The sequence below is a fragment of the Rhizobium sp. BK212 genome, assembly GCF_014197475.1.
In the GTDB taxonomy this organism is placed as follows: Bacteria; Pseudomonadota; Alphaproteobacteria; order Rhizobiales; family Rhizobiaceae; genus Rhizobium; species Rhizobium anhuiense.
The window spans coordinates 712,134-738,380 of record NZ_JACIFS010000002.1 but is presented as its reverse complement, the minus strand read 5'-3'; the positions used below and the strand labels follow the sequence as shown (position 1 = coordinate 738,380).

Sequence of the window (26,247 nt, the reverse complement as noted above, 5' to 3'; positions counted from 1 at the left end):
GGACTTACATTTGCAACTAGACTTTTGCAATCAAGGCAAATCACCGTACCCGCCAATGATTGCAACCCACCCACCAATCAGAATTGGAGAAGAGCGTGCTGCAAACTGCCGATAGTGGGCAACCGTCCTCGACGGCCAGACCAATGCATGAATCAGAATTCGCATCGCATGATGGCACTCGGCTGTTTTATCGGGCGTGGCCTTCGACGAGCGCTGCAGCGAAGGGCGTGATCATTCTTCTCCATCGCGGCCACGAGCATAGTGGCCGCGTCGCTCATCTCGCCACCGAACTCGGTCTCGATGATTTTTCCTTCTACGCCTGGGACGCACGCGGCCACGGGCGTTCACCGGGAGAGCGCGGTTATTCTCCATCCTTTGCTGCCTCGGCGCATGATCTCGATTGCTTCGTCCGCCATGTCAGCGAGATAAGCGGTACTTCAGTCGAAGACATCGCCGTCATTGCGCAGAGTGTCGGCGCGGTCCTCGCCAGCACCTGGGTGCACGACTATGCGCCGCCGATCCGTGCGCTCGTGCTTGCCTCGCCGGCCTTCAGCGTCAAGCTCTACGTGCCTTTTGCCAAAGAAGGCATCGCGTTCTGGGAAAAGCTCAAAGGTACATTCTTCGTCAATTCCTATGTCAAGGCGAGGTTCCTGACGCATGATCCCGAGCGCATCGCCTCCTACGAAACCGACCCATTGATATCTAGGCCGATTGCCTCCAACATCCTGGTGCAGCTCTATGAGGCGGCAGCCCGCGTCGTCGGCGACGCCCGCGCCATCACCGTCCCGACCCAACTGCTGATCTCCGGCAGCGACTGGGTGGTGCGACACGCGCCGCAGCACCGGTTTTACGAAAACCTCGGCAGCCGGATCAAGGAACGGCATGTGCTTGCCGGCTTCTACCATGATACGCTTGGCGAAAAGGACCGCGCGATTGCGCTCGCCGAGGTCCGCCGTTTTATAGATGCGCGTTTTGCCGAGCCCCGGGCACCTGCCGACCTTCGCAACGCCCATATCCAGGGCTATACAAAGGACGAGGCCGACCGGCTTGCGAGCCCGCTGGACGCGACATCCCCACGTGGCATCTACTGGGCCCTCAGCCGCCTCAACATCAAGATCGGCGCCTTGGTGTCCGAGGGCATCAAGACCGGGGTCAAGACCGGCTTTGATTCCGGCTCGACGCTCGACTACGTCTACGAGAACAAGCCGCGCGGGCTCGGTCCCGGCGGGCGTTTGATCGACAAGGTGTTCCTCGAGGCGATCGGCTGGCGCGGTATCAGGCAGCGAAAGCTGCACTTGCAGGAACTGATCGACCGCGCGCTGCAGCGCCTCAAAGCAGCCGGCCGCAGCACCCATATGCTCGACATAGCGGCCGGGCACGGCCGTTATGTGCTTGATGCGATCGAGACGGCTGCCGTGCGTCCCGACAGTGCGCGGCTGCAGGACTATTCCCCCATTAACGTCGACGCCGGCCGCAACAGCATTGCCGCACGTGGACTGGGCGATTTCGTCAACTTCCGCCAGCAGGATGCCTTTGATGGCGAGGGGCTGGCTGCAACCACGCCGGCTCCGGATCTCGCGATCGTCTCCGGCCTTTACGAGCTGTTTTCCGACAATGCGATGATCGCCGCTTCCCTCAACGGGATCGCCCGCGCGATGCGGCCCGGTGGTCTGCTAGTCTACACCAACCAGCCATGGCATCCACAATTGGAGATGATTGCCCGCGCCCTGACCTCCCACCGCGGCGGCGAGGCGTGGGTGATGCGGCGGCGGACGCAAGAGGAAATGGACCAACTGGTCGCCGCAGCCGGTTTCCGCAAGATCGAACAGCGCATCGACCAGTGGGGCATTTTCACTGTCTCGCTGGCCGAAAGAGTCTGAGGGCAAAGCGTGGAGAAGGCACGTTCACCTTTTTCCCGGGCAGCACCGGTGCCGAAACGGGCGGCGCTCTGGCTCGTCTTCCTGGGACCGTTCTTCTATCTGAGCTATGGCGGCGCCAATTGGCTGGCGTCGCAGCGCGCTCATGTGCCGAACGTCGCCTTCGCATGGGAAAGCGCCATTCCGTTCCTCGGATGGACGATCATTCCCTATTGGTCGATCAATCTGTTCTATGCACTCTGCCTGTTCATCAACACGACGCCGCGCGGTGTGGATATGCTGGCGAGGCGTTATCTAACGATCCAGATAATAGCCGTCGCCTGCTTTGTCGCGTTTCCGCTTGAAGCGACCTTCGTGCGGCCGGCAACGAGCGGCCTGCCCGGTTTCATGTTCGCCGTGCTCGGCGGCTTCGATAAGCCGTTCAACCAGGCGCCGTCGCTGCATATCGCGCTCCTGGTTGTGATCTGGGACCATCTGCGCGGCCGGCTGCCGCGCAAGGCACGGCTTCTGTGGCACTTCTGGTGCCTCCTGATCGGCGCCTCCGTGCTGACCACGTGGCAGCATCACGCCATCGACATACCGACCGGCATGCTGCTCGGCCTGTTTGCCGCCTGGCTTTTTCCGCGCGATGCCGGTTCCCCTCTCGCGAATTTTGCGATGAGCGGCGATCCGAAGTCGCGCCGTCTCGGCACCTATTATCTGTGCGGTGCCATCGCATTTCTCGGCCTTGCAACGCTCTGCACTCCTCTATCGGCCGCGGCCCTGCTGTTGCTCTGGCCGGCTGTTGCGCTGGCGATCGTCTCGCTCGGATATTTCGGCGCCGGCCCGCAGATATTCCAGAAACGCGTCGATGGCCGGGCCACGCTTGCCAGCCGCTGGCTGCTGGCACCCTACCGGCTCGGCGCTCACATCAATATTTGGCTCTGGACCCGGAGAATGCCGGCATCGGTGGCGATCGCCGACGGCGTCCATCTCGGTCGTTTTCCGCGTCGCTACGAGGCCGACCGTTTTGCCACGGTGATCGACATTACCGGCGAACTTCAGCGCCCCGGCACGACACGCGCGCGCTGGTGCAGCTTTCCCACCCTTGATCTTACCGCCCTCGACAAGATCCAGACGCTCGCCGCGGCGAACCTCGTCGAGGCTGCGCGCGAGCAGGGACCGGTTCTCGTCTGCTGTGCGCTAGGTTTCCAGCGGAGCGCTTGCGTCATCCTGCGTTGGCTGCTCATCAGCCGACGTTGCGAAGATCCGGCCGAAGCAGTGCGGCTAATCGAACGGGCGGGGCGGCGTGTTCATCTGCCCGCGGAAAGTATCCATGCCGTGACGGAGGGCGTGCAATGACGCAGTGGAATAGCACGGCCTCGGCGGCGGCGCGAAATCTCGGCCGCAATTCAATCTTTTGCGGGCTGACGGCACTGTTGCCACTAATTGTCGGCCCGATCACCGCGGGATATCGAGGCTTCGTTCCACAGCTCGGCTGGCTCTTGATGCTGGTTTTCTGCGTGATTGTTCTTGCGCTGGCGATCCATCTTCTCTTCGATGCGCTGTTGTTTCGCCTCGCGGCGAGCCACGAGACCGAGACGGCCGGTCTTGCTGCCGTCGACGACCTGTTGTCCCGCATGCGGCTTCGCAAGCCTGACGGGACACCGTCTGGGCTCGAGAGGCGGATTGCCGGATCGCGCCGCATCATCTGGCGGCAGCGTTTTGCGCTCGCCATCTGTCTCGTGATTTTCGCGATCCTGGTGCTCGATGCGACCGATGGGCAGCCGCTCTGCTGAATATGACGGCAGGCGATTGATGCAAGCGCTCCGGCACGTGTGCGGCAGGTCTTGCGCGCGCCAAACGCGACGGCGATTCCGGGATCCGTGACCCTTCTAGAGCAATTCCAGGAAAAGTGCGAAGCGGTATTCCGGCTGGAATTGCGTCAAAACAAGAGCTTAGAGCGGTTTTGCGTTTCCATGAAAAGTTGAACCGCTCTCAGCTGGCTTCTCCAGCAGCTTCACTGCCGTCCGTCGATGATCGACGAATTCACGTCGTTGATGTCGCGCTTGCCGCAGAGCGCCATGGTGATGTCCATCTCCTTGCGGATGATGCCGAGCGCCAGCGACACGCCTTCCTTGCCCATGGCGCCGAGGCCGTAGAGGAAGGGGCGGCCGATATAGGTGCCTTTGGCGCCGAGCGCCACGGCCTTCAGCACGTCCTGGCCAGAGCGGATGCCGCCGTCGAGATGGACCTCGATACGGTCGCCGACGGCGTCGACGATCTTCGGCAGCATGCTGATCGAGGAGGAGGCGCCGTCAAGCTGCCGACCGCCATGATTGGAGACGACGATCGCATCGGCGCCGGTATCGGCGGCTGCCTTCGCATCCTCCGGATCGAGTATGCCCTTGATGATCAGCGGGCCGCCCCATTGTTCCTTGATCCAGGCGACATCCGCCCAAGACAGCCGCGGATCGAACTGTTCGGCCGTCCAGGAAGAGAGGGACGAGAGGTCGGAAACATTCTTCGCATGGCCGACGATATTGCCGAAGGTGCGGCGCTTGGTCTGCAGCATCTCAAGGCACCAGAAGGGCCGGGTCGCCATCTGCCAGATATGCTTCGGCGTGAATTTCGGCGGCGCCGACAGGCCGTTGCGCAGATCCTTGTGGCGCTGGCCAAGAATCTGCAGATCGGCCGTCAGCACCAGCGCCGAGCATTTGGCCGCCTTGGCGCGGTTGATGAGGTTGAGGACGAAATCCTTGTCCCTCATCACGTAGAGCTGGAACCAGAAGGGGCGGGTCGTCACCGAAGCGACATCCTCGATCGAGCAGATGCTCATCGTCGAGAGCGTGAAGGGAACACCGAATTCTTCGGCGGCGCGCGCCGCCAGCATCTCGCCGTCGGCATGCTGCATGCCGGTCAGGCCCGTCGGCGCCAGAGCCACCGGCATCGACACTTTCTGGCCAACCATCGTCGTTGCCAGCGTGCGGTCGGTCATGTCGACCATCACCCGCTGGCGCAGCTTGATCTGATTGAAATCGCTCTCATTCGCCGCGTAGGTCGATTCCGTCCAGGCGCCCGAATCCGCATAGTCGAAGAACATCTTCGGCACGCGGCGCTGTGCGAGTTTTTTCAGGTCGGCGATGGTGAGCGGGGTGGCCATGAATTGAACCTTCACATCTGAATGCGGCCATCGGCCATAACATGAATTTGGCGGCAGTGTTATGGGAAATTGGCCGTGTGAGGCAGCTTTTCACGGACCGATTTCGAGAGCAACGGCGCGCGTTATCGAAGTCCCGCCTTCAGCGCCACACCTGCAACATAGGTCTCGGCAATCGCCCGGTCGTCGCCCATCGTCTGCAGCAGGAATAGCTCCTCGGGCAGCGTCTTCACCACCTCCATCTTCAGCGCCATGGCCGGTGTCGCCGTCGCATCGAGCACGACGAGATCGGCTTCGGTGCCAGGTTCCATGGTGCCAATCCGGTCTGTCAGCGACAGCGCTTCGGCATTGCCGCGCGTCATCAGGTAATAGCTTTCCAGCGGGTTCAGCCGTTCGCCAAGCAACTGCTGGATCTTATAGGCCTCGTCCATCGTCCTGAGCATCGAATAGCTGGAGCCGCCGCCGATATCGGTGGCGACGCCGATACGGACCGGCTTTTGGCGCCGCGCCAGCGCCTTCAGCGGAAACAGGCCCGAGCCGAGGAAGAGGTTCGAGGTCGGGCAGTGGACGGCGACGGCGCCCGCCTCGCTCATGGCATCGGCTTCGCGCTCGGACAGGTGGATGGCATGGCCGAAGAGGCTTTTCGCCCCGAGCAGGCCGTAGCGGGCGTAGATGTCGGTATAATCGAGCGCCTCGGGATAAAGCTCGCAGGTGAATTTGATCTCGTCGTGGTTTTCCGAAAGATGCGTCTGGATATGCAGGTCGGGAAATTCACGGGCCAGGGCCGATGTCGCCTCCATCTGCGCCGGCGTCGAGGTGATGGCGAAGCGCGGGGTGATGGCGACGTGATTGCGGCCCTTGCCGTGCCAGTCCGATATCACCTGGCGGGTTTCGTCATAACCCATCTCGGGGGTGTCGAGCAGGCCCTGCGGGGCATTGCGGTCCATCATCACCTTGCCGCCGACCATGCGCATGTTGCGCTTCATCGCCTCGGCGAAGAAGGCGTCGGCCGAGGTCTTGTGCACGGAGCAATAGGCAACCGCCGTCGTCGTGCCGTGGCGGATCAGCTCGTCGTAGAAATGCACGGCGATCCTTTCAGCATGCCTGCTTTCGACGAAGCGGCATTCCTCGGGAAAAGTGTAGGTGTTCAGCCATTCGAGCAGGTTGGCGGCATAGGAGGCAATCACCTGCATCTGCGGAAAATGCAAGTGCATGTCGATGAAGCCAGGCATGATCAGATGCGGGCGGTGGTCGATCTCGGCCACATCAGCGGCTGCTTTTGCCTTGACATCGGCATAGGGGCCGATTGCCGAGATCAGCCCGTCCGTAATCAGCAGGCCGCCATCCTCCTCATAGAGATAGCTTTGGCTGTCGGTCAGGCTCAGCGGCGCGCGATGGAAGGACAGCAGGCGGCCGCGCAGGAGTGTCGTCGTCATTGTTTCTTGCCTTCGACTGCGCTTTCGAACCAGGCGACGAGCAGCTTGCGCTCGTCCGGCGTGATGTCGGTGATGTTGCCGGGCGGCATGGCATGGCTGCGGCCTGCCTGTATATAGATTTCACGGGCATGGGCGGCGATTTCGGCGTCGTTTTCAAGGATTACGCCCTTTGGCGGCCGCACGATGCCCTCATAGACCGGCTCGGCGGCGTGGCACATGGAACAGCGCGTCGAGACCAGTTGCTTGACGGCGGGAAAATGCGGGTCGCCGGCGAATTGCTGGAAGGCGGGCGCGACCGCTGCCGCATCCGTCTCGCCGGTCAGCAGCTTCGGCGCGGTCGAAAGCCACATGACCAGGATGAAGAGGATGACGGTGACGATCCAGGTCCAGGTTGGTCGGCCCTTCCTGGCATGCGTGGTGTTGAACCAGTGGCGGATGGTGACGCCCATCAGGAAGACCAGGGCGGCGATCACCCAGTTGAACGCCGTGCCGAAGGCCAGGGGATAGTGGTTCGACAGCATGAAGAAGATGACGGGCAGCGTCAGGTAGTTGTTGTGCAGCGAGCGCTGCTTGGCGATCTGTCCATATTTGGGGTCGGGCGTGCGGCCGGCGATGAGATCGGCGACGACGATCTTCTGGTTCGGGATGATGATCATGAAGACGTTGGCCGACATGATCGTCGCGGTGAAGGCGCCGAGATGCAGGAAGGCGGCGCGGCCGGTGAAAAGCTGCGTATAGCCCCAGGCCATGAAGACGAGCACGATATAGAGCACCGCCATCAGTCCCCAGGTGTGCCGCCCAAGCGGGGATTTGCAAAGCAGATCGTAGACGACCCAGCCGAGCGCCAGCGACGCCAGCGAGATCAGGATCGCGACGGGCGGGCTGATATCGAGCACATGCCGATCGATCAGGAAGAGATCGGCGCCGCCGTAATAGACGATACACAGCATCAGGAAGCCGGAAAGCCAGGTGAAATAGCTCTCATATTTGAACCAGGTCAGATGCTCGGGCATCTGAGCGGGCGCCACCAGATATTTCTGGATATGGTAGAAGCCGCCGCCATGGACCTGCCACTCCTCGCCATAAGCGCCGGGCGGCAGATGCGGGCGTTTCACCAGTCCGAGATCGAGCGCGATGAAATAAAAGGACGATCCGATCCAGGCGATCGCGGTGATGACATGAAACCAGCGCGCCGCGAAGGCGAACCATTCCCATGCTATGGCATATTCATACATCGAGTTCCCCTATCTTCCTCCGACTCGTGACATTGCGGAAATTTTGGCGGAGAGGGAAGAGGAGATTGAAGGACTGCACACGCGCGACGACCGGCGTGGCCAAAGGAGCAAGGGAATGATCACCGCCCTCGTCGAGATCTTCGCACCCCACTGATGATTTGCCGCGGTTATGCCGAAGCCGCCGATCTGCTGTCGCGTGCCTAAAAGCTGCCGAGAAGACTGTGCATTATCCCTGACTTATACTGCGCTTGCTAAAATAGCAGGCCTTGAACTACGACGACTCGATTACAATTATTTTTGCAGGCCGCCGGAATAAAATAAGAACCGTTGGATCATCGGCGGCGCATTCATCGACGGAGAAGATGCCCATGCGCAGCATTCTGACGTGTGTGATGATTGCGTATGCGTCGTTGGCGACGGCCCACGACGCACCTTCGGGGTGGAGTTATGACCCCTATTGTTGCAACGGCGACAGTCATAATGGCGATTGCCAGATGATCCCTTCGAAAAGCGTGGCGGTGACGCCGGGCGGATATCGTGTGACGTTGATGCCTGGCGACCACCGGTTGGTCACGCATGCTCATGTCTTCCTGCTGCCGATGACGAAGGCGATGCAATCCGGCGATAACGACTATCATCTCTGTCTGTTCCCGAACGAGGATACGCCGCGCTGTTTCTATGCGCCGGAAATGGGATATTAAAGGCGGACCACGGGACCGGACCCGGCTCGCGAACCGGGTCCGACATGGCGTCGTCAGAAAATCACCGCACAATTCAGGCGGCGTGCATCAATTTCCGGCTGCCTTCATCTCCTCGAGGATCCAGTTGCGGAAGGCCTTGATCTTCGGCACGTTGCGACGGTTTTCGGGGTAGGCGAGCCAGTAGGCCTTGCCGTCGCTGCGGGTCAGTTCGAAGGGCTGGTAGAGCCGGCCGAGCGCGATCTCGGCCTCATAGAAGGCCGGATGGAGGATGGCGACGCCATGGCCGGCGATGGCCGCATCGGCTTCCACGGCCTGGGAGCCAAGCTGGTTGCGCGGGCGCCGATCGAGATCCGTCTCCGTGACGCCGGCTGCCTCGAACCATTGTTTCCACCAGATATCGCCGGCGTCGAAGAGATCGAGCTTCAGGAGATCGCGCGGCTCCTTGATGCCGCCGGCGGATTCCGCCAGCTTCGGGCTCAGCATCGGCGTGAACTCCAGCCCCATCAGCCGGTGCAGCGTCAGCCCCGGCCAGTTGCCGTCGCCCCAGCGGATGCCGACATCGATCTGCTCGCGGGTGAAATCGATGATGTCAGAGCTTGCCTGAAAGCGCACCGCGATCGCCGGATGCTTCAAGTGGAAAGAGCCGAGGCGCGGCGCCAGCCATTTCGAGGCGAAGGTATGCGTCGAGCTGATGGCGAGCGTGCCTTCGACGCTGTCACGGGCCGTCGCCATCGCGTCGTGCAGCATGGCAAAGGCTTCGGTTACCTTCGGCGCCAGTCGCTCGCCGGTCTCCGTCAGCGCGATCTGGCGGGGACGGCGCAGGAAGAGCGGCTCGCCGACATTCTCCTCCAACAGCTTGATCTGGTAGCTGACGGCCGTCTGCGTCATACCGAGTTCGTCGCCTGCCTTGGTGAAACTTCCGAGCCGGGCAGCGGTCTCGAAGACGCGCAGCGCATTCAGTGGAAATTGTTTGGAAAGTTTCATGGATAAGCTCTCTTGATGCATGCAGACGGTCGTTCGATTGGAATTGCAGCATTTTTAGCTGCAAACTGCAACTCATACCATCAAACCATTGAGGTGATGTCATGGATTGCTATGCTATCGAACAAAGCCCGCCGCAGCCGACCATCGGAATTTTCCGGCGCATCGGCGGCCAGCTGGCGCGGATCTGGCGCATGCCCAGCCTCGATCTCGACACGGCGCCGGATCGCGTAAAGCGCGATCTCGGTTTCCTCGACGGGCGCGATCCCTACTGCGAGGACGAACGCATGCGGTAGACCGCAAGCGCCGTCAGGATTTCGGCGGCGGTCATGGCGGCGATCACCTCAGGGCGCTTGTCCCTGACCGCCGAGCCGCCGATCGGCAGCGTCAGGCGTTCTGTCCAGCCACGTTCTCCGCCGCCCTCGCGGGAAAGCCAGCTTACGAACGTGGCGCGCTTCGTCGCCGAGCCGATCATGCCGATATAGGCGAGGTCGGTCCGTTCCAGCGCCTCGCGGGCGATGAGGAAATCCAGCGCATGGTCGTGCGTCAGGATGACCAGCGCGCCGCCGGCCGCAACATCCTTCACCAGCGCTTCCGGCATCGGCACGAGCCGCGTCTTCGTTTCGGGAGGCAGGCTGGTCATTTCTTCCTGCCGCGTCTCGACGACCGTGATTGACAGCGGCAACGGCACCAAGGCCGCGGCCAGCGCCCGACCGACATGACCGGCGCCGAAGAGATAGACCTCCGGCAGACGCTCGGTCTCGCCGGCAAGCCTGACTTCGATTTCTTCGGCAACCGCCTGTGTCACCCGGCGAAACCGCAATTGCGTGCGCCCGCCGCAGCACTGGCCGATGTCGGGCCCGAGCGGGATATCCATCTCCGCCATCCCGCCGGTTCCCGCCAGCATGTCTCGCGCATTGCCGATCGCCATGAACTCGAACTGGCCGCCGCCGATCGTGCCCCATAAGGCGGTTTGCGAGACCAGCATGAAAGCGCCCACCTCACGCGGGGTCGAACCTTGTGTGCCGGTGATGTCGATGAGGATGCTGTCCGGGTGGGCGGCGAGGAAGCGGCGGATGGCGGTCATGGGTGAATGACCGACAGGTTCGTGGGTGTCTCACGGCGGTTCCAGTCTCTCTGCCCGCCCCGATCAGCCGCCGAGGCCAATAAACAAGCGGGACGCATTCGCATCTCCTACACCCGCTTCATCCGCTCGACTGCCATCAGTACCCGCTCGGGCGTCGCCGGCGCATCCAGCCTCGGGCAGACCTTGTAGTTGGCCACACTCGCCACCGCCATCGACAGTGCCTCCAGCACCGAGATCGCCAGCATGAAGGGTGGTTCGCCGACCGCCTTGGAGCGGCCGATGGTGGCTTCGGTATTCTCCGACCATTCGGCGAGGCGCACGTTGAAGATCTTTGGACGGTCGGAGGCGAGCGGAATCTTGTAGGTCGAGGGGGCATGGGTGCGCAGCCGGCCCTTGTCGTCCCACCAGAGTTCTTCCGTCGTCAGCCAGCCCAGGCCCTGCACGAAGGCGCCTTCGACCTGGCCCATGTCGATCGCCGGGTTCAGCGAGCGGCCGACATCATGGAGGATGTCGGTGCGGTCGATCAGATATTCGCCCGTCAGCGTGTCGATCGAGACCTCGGTGCAGGAGGCGCCGTAGGCGAAATAATAGAAGGGCGTGCCACGGCCGGCCTTGCGGTCCCAGTGGATCTTCGGCGTCTTGTAGAAGCCGGCGGCGGAAAGCTGGACGCGGGCGAAATAGGCCTGCTTGATGAAATCGGGAAAGGGAATCTCGATCTCGCCGGCGCGCACCCGGTTCGGGAGGAAGACGATGTCGGAAGGCGCCACATCCCATTTTTCGGCAGCAAACGCCACCAGCCGTTCCTTGATCTGGCGGGCGGCGTCGAAGGCTGCCATGCCGTTCAAATCCGAGCCGGAGGAGGCCGCCGTCGCCGAAGTGTTCGGCACCTTGCCCGTCGTCGTCGCGGTGATCTTCACCCTGTCGATATCGACCTGGAAGCTGTCGGCCAGTACCTGCGCCACCTTGGTGTAGAGGCCCTGGCCCATTTCGGTGCCACCATGATTCAGATGGATCGAGCCGTCCTGATAGATATGGACGAGGGCGCCGGCCTGGTTGAAGGCGGTCATGGTGAAGGAGATGCCGAATTTGACCGGCGTCAGCGCGATACCCTTTCTGATATAGCGGCTGTCGCGGTTGAAGGCGATGATGGCGTTGCGCCGCGCCTGGTATCCGGCGGTCTCTTCCAGCTCCTCGACGACGCGGGCGATGATATTGTCCTCGACCTCCTGATGGTAAGGGGTGAGCGTGCGCCCGGAGCCCGGCTGGCCGTAAAAATTCTGCTTGCGGACGTCGAGCGGATCCTTGCCGAGGGCATAGGCGATCTCCTCGATGAAGCGCTCGGCGCCGAGCATGCCCTGCGGCCCGCCGAAACCGCGGAAGGCGGTGTTGGAAACGGTGTGCGTTTTCAGCGGTTTCGAGACCAGATGCACATGGGGATAGAAGTAGCTGGAATCGGCATGGAAGAGGGCGCGGTCGGTCACCGGTCCGGAGAGGTCGGAGGAGAAGCCGCAGCGGGCCGCATAGGTCGCGTCGACGGCGTGGATGCGACCTTCGGCGTCGAAGCCGAGTTCGTAATCGACAAGGAAATCGTGGCGCTTGCCGGTGGCGCTCATGTCCTCGTCGCGGTCCGGGCGGAACTTGACCGCGCGGCCGAGCTTCTTGGCGGCGATGGCGGCGAGTGCTGCGAACTGATTGCCCTGCGTCTCCTTGCCGCCGAAGCCGCCTCCCATGCGGCGCACATTAACGGTCACAGCGTTGGACGGGACATCAAGCACATGGCCGACGATGTGCTGGATTTCACTCGGATGCTGCGTCGAGGACCAGACGGTGACCTCGTCGTCCTCGCCGGGGATCGCTACGGCGATATGGCCTTCGAGGTAGAAATGCTCCTGTCCGCCGATGCGCATCTGACCCTTCAGACGCATGGCGGCATTGGTCATTTCCGTTTCCGGCTCGCCGCGCCTGAGCGTCATCGGGGTGATGACCAGCGGGCTGCCATTGGCGAGCGCACCATCGATATCGCTCCAGTGCTGCAGGTCGCGATAGTCGATCTTTGCCAGCCGCGCGGCGCGGCGGGCAGCGTCGCGCGTTTCGGCGATGACGGCAAAGATCGGCTGGCCGTGGAACTGAACTAAAGTTTCGGCCAGCAGCGGTTCGTCATGGCTGCCGTTCGAGCTGACGTCGTTGACGCCGGGCACGTCCTTGCCGGTGAAGACCCATACGACGCCGGGATAGGCGGCGACGGCGGAAAGGTCGATGCCGGCGATTTCGGCATGCGCCCGGTCGGAGAGGCCGAGGGCGCCGTGCAGCAGGCCTGCGGGTTCCGGAATGTCGTCGATATAATCGGCGGTTCCGGTGACGTGCTTATGCGCGGAATCATGCCGCAGCGCGCCGTGCATCGGGCCTGATATGATAACCTTGCGGTCGTCGAAGGTGGACTTGTCCATTAGCGCCTCCCTGTCGAGAGATTGCCCGCAGCCGATGCTCCGGGCGCTCGCGGCTCAGCGCCGACGGTCAATCTTTCCATCACGCCATCTCCTCGAACCGCTTCAACTCGGCCGGCGCACCGACGGTCTCGAGATAGAATCGCGTCAGCAGGTTCTTTGCCGTCAGCTGGCGGTATTCCGCCGAGGCGCGCCAGTCGGTCAGCGGCTGGTAATCGGCGTCGAAGGCGGGGCGAGCCGCCTCGATCGTCGCTTCCGTCCATGGTTTGCCGATCAGTTCGGCCTCCAGCGTGCGGGCGCGTTTCGGCGTTGCCGCCATGCCACCGTAGGCGATGCGGATGTCGGTGATCATCTCGGCATCGTTGAGCGTCAACAGGAAGGCGCCGAGCACGGCGGTGATGTCCTCGTCGCGACGCTTGGTGATCTTGTAGGCGGCAAAGCGGCTGTTTGCTGCCGGATAGGGCACGAAAACGCTTTCGACGAATTCGCCGGGTTTCCGGTCCTGCTTGCCATAGGCGATGAAGAAATCCTCGAGCGGCATTCTGCGCTGGCCTTGCAGGGACCGCAGCGTCAGCGTCGCGCCGAGCGCGATCAGCGGCGGTGGGCTATCGCCGATCGGCGAGCCGTTTGCGATATTGCCGCCGATCGTGCCCATATTGCGCACCTGCTCGCCGCCGATGCGGTCGATCAGCCGCCCGAGCGCCGGGATTTTCTTGGAGATCGCCTCGAAAGCCTTGGTGTAACTGACGCCGGCGCCGATGGTGATGCCGTCCTCGCCTTCCCCAACCGACTGCAATTCGCTGAGGTGGCTGATGAAAACCACCGGGCTCAGCCTGCGCATCTGCTTCGTCACCCAGAGGCCGACATCCGTCGCGCCGGCGACGATAATCGCATCAGGCTCCTGCGAGAGGACTTCGGCGAGCGCCTGGACCGAAGCCGGCACGATCAGCCGGTCGTCGCCATTGGCAATCCGGATCGTGCCGCTCGCCTGCATCGCCCAGAGCCGGGCGACGATTTCGGATCGCGTCCGTTCCAGCGGATCGAAGAGGGTGCTTGGCCGCATCAGGCTCACCTGCTCGGCAGCCTTGACGATCGGCTCATAGCCGGTGCAACGACAGAGGTTGCCTTGCAGCGCCTTTTCGATCTCGTAGCGGCTGGGGTTTTCCCTGGTCAGCCACAGGCCATAGAGCGACATGACGAAGCCCGGGGTGCAGAAGCCGCATTGCGAGCCGTGACAATCGACCAATGCCTGTTGCACCGGATGCAGCGCGCCGTCCCTACCGGCGAGATGCTCGACCGTCACCACATGGGTGGCGTGCAGTGAACCGATGAAACGGATGCAGGCATTGACGGATTCATAGGCGAGCTTACCGTCGGCAAGCCGCCCGACGAGCACGGTGCAGGCGCCGCAATCGCCTTCCGCACATCCTTCCTTGGTGCCTGTCAGCCGTCGCTTCAACCGCAGAAAATCGAGAAGCGTCTCGGTCGGCTTGACATCGGTGAGCGTGATGTCCTCGCCATTCAGGATGAAGCGGATGCTGTCGTTCATGATATTCCCGGTTATTTTTTCCAAATGGTTAAGCCGCCGTCCAGCCACCGTCAATCGAGATATGCGTTCCGGTCACCTGGCGGGCCGCGTCGCTGGCGAGGTAGAGCGACAGTGCACCGATTTCCTCGGCCTTGACGAATTCACGCGTCGGCTGCGCCTTGAGGATGACTTCGCTCTTCACCTGCTCCTCGGTCATGCCGCGGGCTTTGGCGGTATCCGGGATCTGCTTCTCGACGAGCGGTGTCAGCACATAGCCGGGGCAGATGGCGTTTACGGTCACGCCGAATTCGGCAAGTTCAAGCGCTGCCGTCTTCGTCAGGCCTAATATACCATGTTTTGCCGCGACATAGGCGGATTTGAAGGGGGAGGCGACGAGCCCGTGGGCCGAGGCGATGTTGATGATGCGGCCGTACTTCCTGGCCTTCATCAGCGGGATCGCGGCGCGCATGGTATGAAAGGAGCTCGACAGATTGATCGCGATGATCTGATCCCATTTTTCGATCGGGAAATCCTCGATCTTCTCGACATGCTGGATGCCGGCATTGTTGACCAGGACGTCGACGGTGTCGAAGGTCTTGTCAGCCGTTTCGATCAGGTCGGCGATCTCGGCGGGCTTCGTCATGTCGGCCGGATGATAGATCGCCCGGCCTTTGGACAATGATTCAAGCCGCTCGACGATCGCCTTGATTTCATCGGCCTTTCCGAAGCCGTTGATGACGACGTTGTCGCCCATTTCGGCGAAGGCCGTGGCGATCGCAAGGCCGATGCCGCTGGTGGAGCCGGTGACGACGACTGTTCTGCTCATGCTTTTCACTCCCTGAAATCGCGATGCTGCGTTGCAGCGTTATTTGCGAGGTTATGCCCAAAGCCGTCGGGCTGGCAATTCCGCTTTATTCGCTTTTCTCGCCCGCATCCGTGTCCTATTGATTTGCCTCGACAATTGACATGTTGAGGGAGGGTTTTCATGAGCGGATATGTTCTGGCGATCGATCAGGGAACGACATCGACGCGGGCGATCGTCTTTGACGGCGATATGCGTATCGCCGGCAAGGGCCAGAAGGAATTCACCCAGATCTATCCGCGTTCCGGCTGGGTCGAGCATGATCCCGAGGAAATCTGGGATTCGGTCGTCTCCACCGTCCACATGGCGTTGCGCGACGCCGGGATCGAGGCCAAGGATCTCGCAGCACTCGGCATCACCAACCAGCGCGAGACCGTCGTCGTCTGGGAGCGCGAAACAGGGCGACCGATCCAGAATGCCATCGTCTGGCAGGACCGGCGCACGGCAAGCTATTGCGACAATCTGAAAAGGCAGGATCTGGAGCGGCTGTTCACCAAGAAGACCGGCCTGATCCTCGATCCCTATTTTTCCGGCACGAAGCTTTCCTGGATGCTGGCTAACGTAAAAGGCGCGCGGGCACGCGCCGCCAGGGGCGATCTCTGCTTCGGCACGATCGACACTTTCCTGATCTGGCGCCTGACGGGTGGCAAGAGCTTCGTCACCGATGCCACCAATGCCTCGCGCACATTGATGTACAATATTGCCGAAAATGCGTGGGACGAGGATCTGCTCGATATTCTGAGGGTGCCGGCCGCCATGCTGCCGGAGGTCAAGGATTGCGCCGCCGATTTCGGCACGGTCAATCCCGACATCTTCGGTGCAGCGATCCCGATTCTCGGTGTTGCCGGTGACCAGCAGGCGGCGACCATCGGCCAGGCGTGTTTTGCGCCGGGCATGATGAAATCGACCTACGGTACCGGCTGTTTCGCGCTGCTCAACACCGGCGCCGATATGGTGCGTTCCAGAAACCGGCTGCTGACCACCATCGCCTATCGCCTGAACGGGGAGACGACCTATGCGCTGGAGGGTTCGATCTTTATCGCGGGTGCCGCCGTGCAATGGCTGCGGGACGGGCTCGGCATCATCGACAGCGCCGCCGAAACCAACGCGCTGGCCGAAAAGGCCGATCCGACACAGGAAGTCTATCTCGTGCCCGCCTTCACCGGCCTCGGCGCGCCGCACTGGGATGCCAAGGCGCGCGGTGCAATTTTCGGGCTGACGCGCAACAGCGGTCCGGCGGAGCTCTCCCGGGCGGCACTGGAAGCCGTCTGCTACCAGACCCGTGACCTGCTCGACGCCATGCAAAAGGACTGGAAGAACGGCACGGAAGACACGGTGCTGCGCGTCGACGGCGGCATGGTCGCTTCAACCTGGACGATGCAGCGCCTTGCCGACCTGCTCGATGCCCCGGTCGACCGCCCGGTCATTCTCGAGACGACGGCGCTGGGGGCCGCCTGGCTCGCCGGCAGCCGGGCAGGGGTGTGGCCGGACAAGGACGGTTTTTCGGCGAGGTGGAAGCGGGATCGGCGGTTCGAGCCCGATATGGATGAGAAGCTGCGGGCGGCAAAGCTCAAGGGCTGGAAGAACGCGGTCAAGCGGACCTTGAGCGAGGGGTGATCAGCGGGATGTAGTTCCGTTCGTCCCAGGAGATGCACCGCTATTCTTCAGCTACGGCGCCGCCCGTGCTCCGGAGATCACGAATCTCCGCCCATAATTTTTTGATGCGCGCTGTCGGTCAAGGCGGTACTCCTTCGTCATTCGGAAAGAGGAGTGAGCGATGCTTTATGCAATCCTTTGTTACGCCCATGAGGAAACCGTCTTTGCCTGGAGCAAGGAGGAGGAAGCTGCCGTCATGGAGAAACTCTATGCCGTGCAGGAGCCGCTTGCCGCATCCGGCAAACTCGGCCCCGTCGGCCGGTTGATGCCGACGACCGCTGCGACCACCGTGCGCAAGGGCAAGGACGAACCCTTGGTCATCGACGGGCCCTTTGCGGAAACGAAGGAGGCGCTTCTCGGCTTCTATGTGGTCGACTTCGAAACGCTCGACGAGGCGATCGCCTTCTCGAAGCAGCTTTCATCCGTCAATCCAGGTTCCACCTCTTACGAAATTCGGCCTTTCTACGTCTTCAGGCCCGGAGATGCTTCATCATGACAGACATTGCCTGGATCGACCTCGCGCTTGCATCGGCCCGCCCGAAGGCGCTCGGCGCGCTGCTGCGCTATTTCCGCAATCTCGATATCGCGGAAGAGGCGTTTCAGGAGGCGTGCCTGAGGGCGATCCGGACATGGCCGGAGAAAGGGCCGCCACGTGACCCCACAGCCTGGCTGATCTTCGTCGGTCGAAACAGCGGCATCGATGCTGTGCGCAAGCGGGCGAAGACCCAGGCTCTGCCGGATGAGGACGTCATCTCCGATACCGAGGATGCCGAAAGCGATATTGTCGAGCGGCTCGATGATTCCCATTATCGCGACGATATTCTGCGGCTTCTCTTCATCTGCTGCCACCCGGACCTGCCGGCGACCCAACAGATCGCCCTGGCGCTGCGCATCGTCTCCGGCCTTTCGGTGCCGCAGATCGCGCGTGCCTTCCTGGTGTCCGAAAGCGCCATGGAGCAGCGCATCACCCGGGCCAAGGCGCGCGTCGCCAAGGCAGGGGTGCCTTTCGAAACGCCGAGCCCTGAGGAAAGGGCCGAACGGCTCTCGATCGTCAGCACGATGATCTATCTGATCTTCAACGAGGGCTACAGCCAGGCCGATCCCCGGCATGAGGCGGCTGCCTTCAGCGACGAGGCGATCCGGCTGGCTCGGTTGATGCTGCATATCTTCCCGTCGGAACCGGAGCTGATGGGGCTGCTTGCGCTCATGCTCCTGCAGATCTCGCGCCGGCCGGCGCGCTTCAGCGCCGAGGACGAGATCGTGTTGCTCGAGGATCAGGACCGGTCGCTCTGGAACCAGCCCTTCATCAACGAGGCCTTAGCGCTGCTTGACAAGGCGCTGCGCCATCGTCGGCCCGGCCCCTATCAGTTGCAGGCAGCCATCGCCGCCGTTCACTCCCGGGCAAAACGCGCTGGGGATACCGACTGGGTAGAGATCGACCTGCTCTATCGCGCGCTGGAGCGCCTTCAGCCGTCGCCTGTAATAACGCTCAACCGGGCCGTCGTCGTCTCCAAGCTCCAAGGTGCACAGGATGCGCTCGATCTCATCGATCCGCTTGGCGAAAAACTCGGCGGCTATTTTTACTACCACGGCTTACGGGGCGGGCTGCTGAAGCAGCTTGGCCTGACCAGCCAGGCGCGCGAAGCCTTCGACCGCGCCATTGCCCTGGCCCACTCGGCTGCCGAGGCCGCCCATATCCGCAGGCAGATCGACAAGATGCAGGAAGAGGCCACGCAGCCGATCGCAAAATAAAATGCGAAAAGGCCGGTACGCTGTCGGAACGGCGAACGTCGATACGTCCTTGTAACAACCTGACAGGAGACAGGTTTCATTCAAATGGAGAGATGTCGCAATGACCGCCAGCACGCAACATGAACTCGTCCTCGTTCGCGAATTCGACGCGCCACGCGAGAAGATCTACAGGGCATGGACCGATCCCGATCTGTTGAAGCAGTGGTTCGTGCCGCGTCCCTGGGGTGTGGCGGAAGCAACGCTCGACGTCCGCCCCGGCGGTTCCAGTGTCGTCGTCATGCATGATCCCGAGGGCAATCAATACCCGAACCGCGGCGGTCTATCTCGAGGTTATCGAGAATGAGAAGATCGTCTTCACCGATGCCTATGCCAGCGGCTGGGTACCATCCGAGAAACCTTTCTTCACAGGTGTCATCCTGCTCGAGGATATCGGCAACGGTCGCACCAGATATACGGCCAAGGCGCTGCACTGGCGCGCCGAGGACAAGGAAGCGCATGAGAAGATGGGCTTCCACGAAGGGTGGGGCAAGGCTGCCGATCAGCTGGCGGAGCTGCTGGCGAAGATGTGAGCGGCGGCTGGACGGTGCGCCGTCCAGCCGCTTCAAGTACGATCTAAGGCGGTTCGAAAGATGAATCCGCCGGCGCTTCGAAGTGGTTGAATTCAGATTCGAATTAATCGATCGCTCTGCCTGATCACCAAACACATCATGCCGCCATCGAAATTCTCGAACATTCCGTTCCACAATTTGTATTTGCGCTCCATCCCAGCCATCCTTATCTCAGCCGGGAATTCAACAGGATGCCGATGATGGAACTGGGGCTTTACACATTTGCCGACGTCAATCCGAGCCCTGCCGGCAGCAGAGGTGTCGAAGGGGCGGAGCGGCTGAAGAACCTGATCGAGGAAATCGAGCTCGCCGATCAGGTGGGACTCGATGTCTTTGGGCTCGGCGAGCATCATCGGCCGGACTATGCGGCATCCGCTCCTGCTGTCGTATTGGCCGCGGCCGCGGTCAAAACCAAGAACATCCGGCTGACCAGTGCGGTCACCGTGCTCTCCTCCGACGATCCGGTGCGAGTGTTCCAGCAGTTTTCGACGCTCGACCTGCTCTCAAACGGCCGGGCCGAGATCATGGCCGGGCGTGGCTCCTTCATCGAGTCCTTCCCGCTGTTCGGCTATAATCTCGAAGACTACGACCAGCTTTTCGAGGAGAAGCTCGATCTGCTGCTGGCGCTGCGCGACAGCGAGGTTGTGGAGTGGAAAGGCGAGCTTCGCGCGCCGATCAACGGGCGCGGCGTTTATCCCAGACCGCTGCAGGATGCGCTGCCGCTTTGGGTCGCCGTCGGCGGCACGCCGCAGTCGGTGGCGCGCGCCGGCGCGCTCGGGCTGCCGGTGGCGCTGGCGATCATCGGTGGTGAGCCACGCCGTTTCGCGCCGCTCTTCGATCTCTACCGCGAGGCTGCGCGCCGGGCGGGGCAGGACCAGGCGAAGCTGAAGACCAGCATCAATGTCCATGGCTTTATCGCCGATACGACGGAGGCCGCCGCCGACCAGTTTTACGGGCCGCAGGCCGAAGTGATGAACCGCATCGGCCGCGAGCGCGGCTGGGGGCCGACGAACCGGGCGCATTTCGATATGTCGCGCGGGCCGAACGGCGCGCTCTTCGTCGGCGATCCCGAGGTGGTCGCCGAAAAGATCATCGCCCATCACGCGCTTTTCAGGAACGATCGCTTCCTGCTGCAGATGGCGATCGGCCTGATGCCGCATGATCAGATCATGCGCGGTATCGAACTGTACGGGACGAAAGTCGCGCCGATCGTCAGAAAGGCATTGACTGAAAAGGGTGAAGGGGCGAAAGCCTCAGCTTGAGGTGGCCGCGGCCGCCCTGCGCACGGCCGGGACAGACGAATGGTTATCGCAAACGACGACGAACTGACGAAGCTCAAGGAGATCGGCCGCATCTGCGCCAACGCCATCCAGGTGATGGCGGCAGCGATGGAGCCCGGCATGACGACGCTGGAGCTCGACGGGATCGGCCGCAAGGTGCTCGAGGATTCAGGTGCGCGCTCGGCGCCGGAGTTCTGCTACCAGTTTCCGGGTGCGACCTGCATCAGCATCAATGAGGAAATCGCCCACGGCATTCCCGGCCCGCGCGTCATCCGGGCCGGCGATCTCATCAATATCGACGTTTCGGCGGAGAAGGACGGTTTCTTCGCCGATACCGGCGCCTCCTTCGCGATGCCGCCGGTCAAGCCGAAGATCGAACGGCTTTGCCGCGACGGCAAGCGGGCGCTTTGGGTCGGGCTCAACCAGGTGAAATCGGGCGAACCGCTGGCCAAGATCGGCACCGCAGTCGGCGCCTTTGCGCAGAAGAACCGCTATACGCTGGTCGCCAATCTGGCGAGCCACGGGGTCGGGCGATCGCTGCACGAGGAGCCGGCCGAGCTCTCGACCTGGCCGGACCCTTCGGAAAAGCGGATGATGACGGAAGGCCTCGTCTTCACCGTCGAGCCGTTCCTTTCGCTCGGCGCGACATGGGCCGAGGGCGGCGACGATGCCTGGACACTCTATGCCGATCCCAAGGCGCCGACCGTGCAATATGAGCACACGGTGGTGGCGACTCGCAACGGCCCGGTGGTTTTGACCTTGCCGGATGCGCGGGGGTAGGGGCAGCTCGCCAACGTTCCTCATCCTTGTAGGTTGCCGTTGCTGAGGTGCGCAGCCTGTAGGGCGGAGCCTCGAAGGATCATACTTGCTTGTCGCTTCTTGCATTCATCCGGCGTCAGTACACCCGCCTCGCCCTTCGAGGCCCCTGCGGGGCGCACCAGGATGAGAGGCTCTCTTGGGGGCGCGGCGCGGCGTCCTCGAACCCGACGCACGTCGGCGCCAACCCCGTCTTCACCCCCGCGTTTCCGGCCTGCCGCCCTGCAGAATTTCGGTGGCGGCACGTTCCAATATGCCGGCGATGCGGGCGGCTTCGGGTTTCGACCAGGGATAGCGCATGCGCAGGGCTGAGCGCAGCAGCATGCGGGCGGCGCGAATATCGCCGCCATCCTGCATGAAATCGCCGTCATCGCCCTCGTCGGCGCCGTGGCGATCGGTTTCGAAGACGCGCTTCACATGGGCCATCTTCTCGCCGATGCGTTCCAGCTTGGCGAAGGTATGCAGGATCATGGCGCGGTTTTCCTCGACGCGGCTGCGGCCGGCCTCGGTGATGCGGTAGAGCTTCTTGGCGCCCTCAGCCTCCACCTCGGCAAGGCCAGTTTCCTCGAGATAGGTGAGTGCGGGATAGATGACGCCTGGGCTCGGCACATAGAAGCCGCCCGAACGTTCTTCCAATATCTTTATCAATTCGTAGCCGTGGCGCGGCTGCTCAGCGAGCAGTGCCAGGATGACGAGCTGCAGATCGCCCGCCGCGAATTTGCGGCCCATGCGGAAATCTCCGCCGAACATGCCGCCTTTAAAACCTCTCATTGCCCTTCCTTTCATCGTTGGATGTATCGTTAGCTATGTCGTAAAACATATATCTTACGATAACTGCTTTCAAGTGCGGCCGAGAATTCTTGATGTTCGGGGAAATTGATCGATCGATCAGAATTACTTGATTGTGGTGCGGATGTTGCGGCGCGATAAGCGCTGCATGCTCGAGCGCACCCGTCACTCCCGGCCGAACCTTGTCTCCACTGCCGCTGCCGGCGCCGTTGCGATGGCCGCCGCCATGGGCTTCGGGCGCTTCTCCTATACGCCCATCCTGCCGGGCATGATCAGCGGCGTGCCGCTTTCGGCCGCGGATGCCGGCTTCATTGCGTCGGCGAATTTCGTCGGTTATCTCGTCGGCGCCGTGCTTGCCGCCTATGGCTGGGCGGCGGGTCGGGAGCGGCTGGTTGCGCTGCTGTCGCTGCTGGCAACGGCGATCCTGCTTGCCGCCATGGCTGCCACCGATTCCGTCGCGATCTTCTCTGTCATCCGCTTCCTGGCCGGCCTCGCCAGCGCTTTTGCGCTGGTCTTCACCTCGTCGATCGTGCTCAGTCACGGAGCTGCTGCCGGCAATGACCACGTGCAGGCGGCGCATTTTGGTGGGCCGGGAGTGGGTATCGCGCTGTCCTCAGTCATGGTGTTTCTGATCGGCCTCGGCTTTCACGATGGGTCGGGCGGCTGGCGGGCCGACTGGATCGGCGGGGCGCTCTATTGCGCGGCAAGCCTCGTCGTCGTTTTCCTGCTGCTGCCGGCGGCGCCGGCGCAATCGGCGCAGGCGGGCAGGGAACCGGCGCTGGTCTGGAACCGGCCGATGGTGCTGCTGACGCTCTCCTACGGCCTGTTCGGTTTCGGCTACGTCATCACCGCGACCTTCCTCGTCACCATCGCGCGCCTTTCTGCAACCGGGCCCTTCGTCGAATTCCTCTGCTGGTTCATCGCCGGCCTGACGGCGGCGGTGGCGCTGTTTGCCTGGAAGCCACTGGTCAGACCGCTGGGGCTTGGCGGCGTCTATGTCGCGGCCCTTCTGGTCGAGGCCGCGGGCGTGGCCGCGACCGTGGCGCTGCCGCCTGCCGTGGCACCGCTGATTGGCGGGGCGCTGTTTGGGGCGACCTTCCTGGCGATCACGGCTTACGGGCTGCAGATCGGCCGCAAGCTTTCGCCACAGAGCCCGCGGCGGATCCTGGCGATGATGACGGCCGCCTTCGGCGTCGGCCAGATTGTCGGGCCTGTTGTTGCCGGCTGGATTGCCGAGCGCAGCGGCAGTTTCACCGTCCCGACGGTGATTGCCGCCATCGCGCTCGTCACCTGCGCAGCGCTTGTCATGCCGGTGATCAGGAAAATCGCTTAACCGGTTACATCTCTGTAACAATGGGCCGAACCCATTGCTGCTTCCTTGGAACTGCCTTAGTTTCCGGCACAATCAGTGTTCCACGACACTCCCGAGACTCACAGTTCAGGAAAGCAAAGCCCTCCCGTGTTTCATTCGTTTTTTCCGCAGCCAAAGGCGTTCTTTACTTCGCTCGTCGTTTGGACTCTGATTTCCATTGCCGGCTGGTACCTTTTCGCCTCCGGTCTCGGTGCATCGCTGGGCTTCGCACCCGTTCCCGAAGAGCAGCAGCCGATTGATCTCTCGTTTTTCCTGCTCCCAGAAAACGTCTGGTTTTACAGCTATTTCCTCCTTTCAGCAGTGATCTTCTGCGGCGCATGGCATTTAAAGGCGCTGCGCCACCCCTGGAAACTGTGGTCGATCTGGGGTTCGGCACTAATCATCTTCGTGACCTATTTCGGCGTTCAGATTACCGTGGTGATCAACAACTGGCGCCGGCCGTTCGGCGATCTTCTGCAGAACGCATTGTCGAAGCAGCCGGGCATTTCCGTCGACAATTTCTACAGCCTGATGTGGATCTTTTGTCAGATCGCATTTCTCAGCATGTTCGTGTCGATCATGACCGACTTCTTCACCAGCCACTATATCTTCCGCTGGCGAACGGCGATGAACAATTTCTATATGTCGAAGTGGGAAAAGCTGCGTCACATCGAAGGTGCCTCACAGCGCGTTCAGGAAGACACGATGCGCTTTTCGAGCACGCTCGAAGGTCTTGGTATCAGCCTCATCAACTCGGTGATGACGCTTGTGGTATTCCTGCCGATCCTTCTGGCGCTATCGCACTATGTGACGGAACTGCCATTCGTCGGGCCGGTGGCGAATTCACTCTTCTGGCTGGCGCTCTTCTGGTCGGCGTTCGGCACGGTTCTGCTGGCGGTCGCCGGTGTCAAGCTGCCGGGCCTGAACTTCCGCAACCAGCGCGTCGAAGCAGCCTATCGCAAGGAACTGGTCTATGGCGAGGACCATGCGGAACGGGCTCAGCCGCTGACAGTCAGTGAGCTCTTCGGCAACGTTCGCCGGAACTATTACCGCATGTATTTTCATTACATGTATTTCAATGTCGCCCGCTATTTCTATATCCAGGCCGACGCGCTCTTCGTGGTCTTCATGCTGGTGCCGACGATCGTGGCGGGCGCCATCACCTACGGGATCTTCCAGCAGATCTCGACCGCCTTCGGACAGGTCAGCAACTCGTTCCAGTATCTCGTCAACTCCTGGACGACGATCATCGAGCTGCTCTCCATCCACAAGCGCCTCAAGGCCTTCGAAGCGGCAATCGACGACGAGCCGCTGCCGGATATCGACCAGCGCTACCTGGAGCGTGACGCGGGCGTCGTGCATGCTGACGGTTGATGGACGGGGGATTTCGCAGCGATCGAAAGGTTGGCGTTTGCGGCCCCCTCATCCGCCCTACGGGCACCTTCTCCCCGCTGGGGAGAAGAGGGATCGAGACCTCGCGACACATCCCCTTCGCCCCAGCGGGGAGAAGGTGCCGGCAGGCGGATGAGGGGGCCGCACGGCATTTCATTCAATGGAACCCGCGGATACCTTGTCGTCTCGGCAGTCCCTATGGCCGTCGTCAGAGCGCCGACGCGCGCTCCAGTTTCCCGCGCGCCTCGATCATCGGGATCGCTTCCGAATAGCTGACGCAGGCGACGTCAGCCCGGTGGCAGACGTCGCTGACCAATCGGTCGAGGGCGCGCCAATAGGCGCCGCCGTTCATTTCGACGAAGTGGAAGCCGAGCTGGAGCGGGATGCGGGCGCCGGCATACTGCTTGTCGAATGCCTCCTTGAAGGCGGCATAGGCGCGAGCCTCGAATTCGGCGGAATCGGCCGTGTCTTCCTCGCCCTTGGAATGGCGGACGAAGAGATTGTAGTCCATGCCGATGATCGGCTTTTCATTCGGACCTTCGGGGATCAGCGGCAGGCCGAAGCGGATGATGCCGTCTTCCTCGACGGGCATGGCCGGGCCTTTGGTGACGAGGCTCGCATCATAGGTGAAGCCCGCCTTCTTTTCGGCGGCGATCATGTCAGCGCCCGCTGTCGCCGAGAGATAGGGGGCGCGAAAGCCCTTGACGCCGTGGTCGACCAGGTCCTGCCAGCCGGCCGGCTCCTCGAGGCCGACGCTCTTCCAGGCATTCTTCAGCGTCGCATGAAAGGTCGCGTATTCGGCCGACCAGTCGGCCTCGCTCCACTGGCGGCCGTCGAAGTGGCCGCAGGCATGGCTCGATATGTCGTGGCCTTCAAGATGGGCGTGCCAGATATTGCCAAGGCGTTCGCGGATCTCGTCGTCGCTCTGGGCGAAGCCGACATTGGATTTTCCGCGTTTCTGGTGCGGTGCCTGATAGGCCTTCTTCGCCGCATCGTTCATCAGGAAGGTGCAGGAGAGGAAATAGGTGAAGTGGGCGCCGTTCTTTGCGGCCATCTCGCGGCTCTTCAACCAGAGCGCATTGTCGTGGGCGCCGTCGAAGGAAATGATGACGAGCTGTTTCGGCCGGTCGGCCGCTTGCACCATGACAGGCAGGAGGAAGGAGGCAGACAGACAGGCGGAGAGGGCGAGACGAGACATGGACACCGCGACAATTTGTTCGCGGTTTCCCTCCGATAGAATTGCGGCGAAGCTGCGGTCTTACTGGCATTTTTTCGCGTCAGCAGCTAAGCCATGACAAACCGCACGGAAGGGA

22 protein-coding genes and 1 pseudogene are annotated in these 26,247 nt (G+C 62.1%); 13 read left to right on the top strand and 10 right to left on the bottom strand.

Going from position 1 to position 26,247, the window contains the following annotated elements:
- The first annotated feature begins 95 nt into the window (after positions 1-95).
- From FHT79_RS08620 to FHT79_RS08610, 3 genes are read left to right on the top strand one after another with little or no spacing between them, the layout of a single operon-like run.
- Complete coding sequence (locus FHT79_RS08620; protein ID WP_183903260.1) at positions 96-1,880, top strand: bifunctional alpha/beta hydrolase/class I SAM-dependent methyltransferase; 1,785 nt, start codon at positions 96-98, stop codon at positions 1,878-1,880.
- Between the two features lie 9 nt (positions 1,881-1,889).
- On the top strand, positions 1,890-3,218 hold the full coding sequence (locus FHT79_RS08615) for a phosphatase PAP2/dual specificity phosphatase family protein (protein ID WP_183903259.1): 1,329 nt from the start codon (positions 1,890-1,892) through the stop codon (positions 3,216-3,218).
- Positions 3,215-3,655, top strand: a complete 441-nt coding sequence (locus tag FHT79_RS08610; protein ID WP_183903258.1) for a hypothetical protein — start codon at positions 3,215-3,217, stop codon at positions 3,653-3,655. Before FHT79_RS08615 ends, FHT79_RS08610 begins: the two co-directional genes overlap by 4 nt.
- A gap of 221 nt (positions 3,656-3,876) precedes the next feature.
- Here the strand turns inward: FHT79_RS08610 and FHT79_RS08605 are convergent, their stop codons facing one another.
- From FHT79_RS08605 to puuD, 3 genes are all read right to left on the bottom strand, one after another.
- Complete coding sequence (locus FHT79_RS08605) at positions 3,877-5,019, bottom strand: alpha-hydroxy acid oxidase (RefSeq protein ID WP_183903257.1); 1,143 nt, start codon at positions 5,017-5,019, stop codon at positions 3,877-3,879.
- A gap of 122 nt (positions 5,020-5,141) precedes the next feature.
- Positions 5,142-6,452, bottom strand: coding sequence for a guanine deaminase (gene guaD / locus FHT79_RS08600; RefSeq protein WP_183903256.1), 1,311 nt, complete (start codon positions 6,450-6,452; stop codon positions 5,142-5,144).
- The gene (puuD, locus tag FHT79_RS08595) at positions 6,449-7,687 is read right to left on the bottom strand and encodes a urate hydroxylase PuuD (protein WP_183903255.1); all 1,239 of its coding nucleotides are present in this window, start codon (positions 7,685-7,687) and stop codon (positions 6,449-6,451) included. Before puuD ends, guaD begins: the two co-directional genes overlap by 4 nt.
- A 368-nt stretch (positions 7,688-8,055) precedes the next feature.
- Here puuD and FHT79_RS08590 point away from each other — a divergent pair, with 368 nt between their 5' ends.
- On the top strand, positions 8,056-8,388 hold the full coding sequence (locus FHT79_RS08590; protein ID WP_018243137.1) for a hypothetical protein: 333 nt from the start codon (positions 8,056-8,058) through the stop codon (positions 8,386-8,388).
- A gap of 87 nt (positions 8,389-8,475) precedes the next feature.
- Here FHT79_RS08590 and FHT79_RS08585 read toward each other — a convergent pair whose 3' ends face one another.
- Positions 8,476-9,372 (bottom strand): LysR substrate-binding domain-containing protein, encoded by an 897-nt coding sequence (locus FHT79_RS08585; RefSeq protein WP_183903254.1) that lies wholly within the window; start codon positions 9,370-9,372, stop codon positions 8,476-8,478.
- Positions 9,373-9,473: 101 nt separating this feature from the next.
- Here FHT79_RS08585 and FHT79_RS08580 point away from each other — a divergent pair, with 101 nt between their 5' ends.
- A complete protein-coding gene (locus FHT79_RS08580) occupies positions 9,474-9,665 on the top strand; it encodes a hypothetical protein (protein ID WP_047611388.1) in 192 nt (63 codons plus the stop codon).
- Here the strand turns inward: FHT79_RS08580 and xdhC are convergent.
- The 4 genes from xdhC to FHT79_RS08560 form a co-directional block, all read right to left on the bottom strand.
- Positions 9,638-10,456: a xanthine dehydrogenase accessory protein XdhC gene (gene xdhC / locus FHT79_RS08575; protein WP_183903253.1), complete on the bottom strand. Its 819-nt coding sequence runs from the start codon at positions 10,454-10,456 to the stop codon at positions 9,638-9,640. The two genes, FHT79_RS08580 and xdhC, sit on opposite strands and share 28 nt — an antisense overlap.
- Before the next feature lie 107 nt (positions 10,457-10,563).
- Entirely contained in the window at positions 10,564-12,903 is a 2,340-nt protein-coding gene (gene xdhB, locus FHT79_RS08570; protein ID WP_183903252.1) for a xanthine dehydrogenase molybdopterin binding subunit, read from the bottom strand.
- A 79-nt stretch (positions 12,904-12,982) separates the two neighbouring features.
- A complete protein-coding gene (xdhA, locus tag FHT79_RS08565; protein WP_183903251.1) occupies positions 12,983-14,449 on the bottom strand; it encodes a xanthine dehydrogenase small subunit in 1,467 nt (488 codons plus the stop codon).
- Positions 14,450-14,477: 28 nt separating this feature from the next.
- Positions 14,478-15,254 carry a 3-hydroxybutyrate dehydrogenase gene (locus tag FHT79_RS08560; protein WP_183903250.1) on the bottom strand — a complete coding sequence of 259 codons (777 nt, stop codon included), beginning with the start codon at positions 15,252-15,254 and terminating at the stop codon, positions 14,478-14,480.
- A 159-nt stretch (positions 15,255-15,413) separates the two neighbouring features.
- Between FHT79_RS08560 and glpK the strand changes: the two genes are divergently transcribed.
- The 6 genes and pseudogenes from glpK to map all read left to right on the top strand — a co-directional run bounded on the left by glpK (position 15,414) and on the right by map (position 21,366).
- Complete coding sequence (glpK, locus tag FHT79_RS08555) at positions 15,414-16,907, top strand: glycerol kinase GlpK (protein ID WP_063474492.1); 1,494 nt, start codon at positions 15,414-15,416, stop codon at positions 16,905-16,907.
- Between the two features lie 160 nt (positions 16,908-17,067).
- Positions 17,068-17,442, top strand: coding sequence for a YciI family protein (locus tag FHT79_RS08550; RefSeq protein WP_011653034.1), 375 nt, complete (start codon positions 17,068-17,070; stop codon positions 17,440-17,442).
- The gene (locus FHT79_RS08545; RefSeq protein ID WP_047611372.1) at positions 17,439-18,698 is read left to right on the top strand and encodes an RNA polymerase sigma factor; all 1,260 of its coding nucleotides are present in this window, start codon (positions 17,439-17,441) and stop codon (positions 18,696-18,698) included. Before FHT79_RS08550 ends, FHT79_RS08545 begins: the two co-directional genes overlap by 4 nt.
- A 100-nt stretch (positions 18,699-18,798) precedes the next feature.
- Positions 18,799-19,267, top strand: a pseudogene (locus FHT79_RS08540) (SRPBCC family protein).
- Positions 19,268-19,506: 239 nt separating this feature from the next.
- Entirely contained in the window at positions 19,507-20,568 is a 1,062-nt protein-coding gene (locus tag FHT79_RS08535) for an LLM class flavin-dependent oxidoreductase (RefSeq protein WP_183903249.1), read from the top strand.
- 39 nt (positions 20,569-20,607) lie between these two features.
- On the top strand, positions 20,608-21,366 hold the full coding sequence (map, locus tag FHT79_RS08530) for a type I methionyl aminopeptidase (RefSeq protein WP_047611367.1): 759 nt from the start codon (positions 20,608-20,610) through the stop codon (positions 21,364-21,366).
- A 231-nt stretch (positions 21,367-21,597) separates the two neighbouring features.
- On the opposite strand, the gene FHT79_RS08525 is transcribed toward map, so the two are convergent.
- Positions 21,598-22,173 carry a PadR family transcriptional regulator gene (locus tag FHT79_RS08525; RefSeq protein ID WP_047611365.1) on the bottom strand — a complete coding sequence of 192 codons (576 nt, stop codon included), beginning with the start codon at positions 22,171-22,173 and terminating at the stop codon, positions 21,598-21,600.
- A gap of 166 nt (positions 22,174-22,339) precedes the next feature.
- Between FHT79_RS08525 and FHT79_RS08520 the strand changes: the two genes are divergently transcribed.
- Together FHT79_RS08520 and sbmA are read left to right on the top strand one after the other, a co-directional pair.
- Positions 22,340-23,524 carry a YbfB/YjiJ family MFS transporter gene (locus FHT79_RS08520; RefSeq protein ID WP_183903248.1) on the top strand — a complete coding sequence of 395 codons (1,185 nt, stop codon included), beginning with the start codon at positions 22,340-22,342 and terminating at the stop codon, positions 23,522-23,524.
- A 126-nt stretch (positions 23,525-23,650) separates the two neighbouring features.
- Positions 23,651-24,916, top strand: coding sequence for a peptide antibiotic transporter SbmA (gene sbmA / locus FHT79_RS08515; RefSeq protein ID WP_047611359.1), 1,266 nt, complete (start codon positions 23,651-23,653; stop codon positions 24,914-24,916).
- Between the two features lie 226 nt (positions 24,917-25,142).
- On the opposite strand, the gene FHT79_RS08510 is transcribed toward sbmA, so the two are convergent.
- Positions 25,143-26,132, bottom strand: a complete 990-nt coding sequence (locus FHT79_RS08510; RefSeq protein ID WP_183903247.1) for a polysaccharide deacetylase — start codon at positions 26,130-26,132, stop codon at positions 25,143-25,145.
- Between the last annotated feature and the right edge of the window lie 115 nt (positions 26,133-26,247).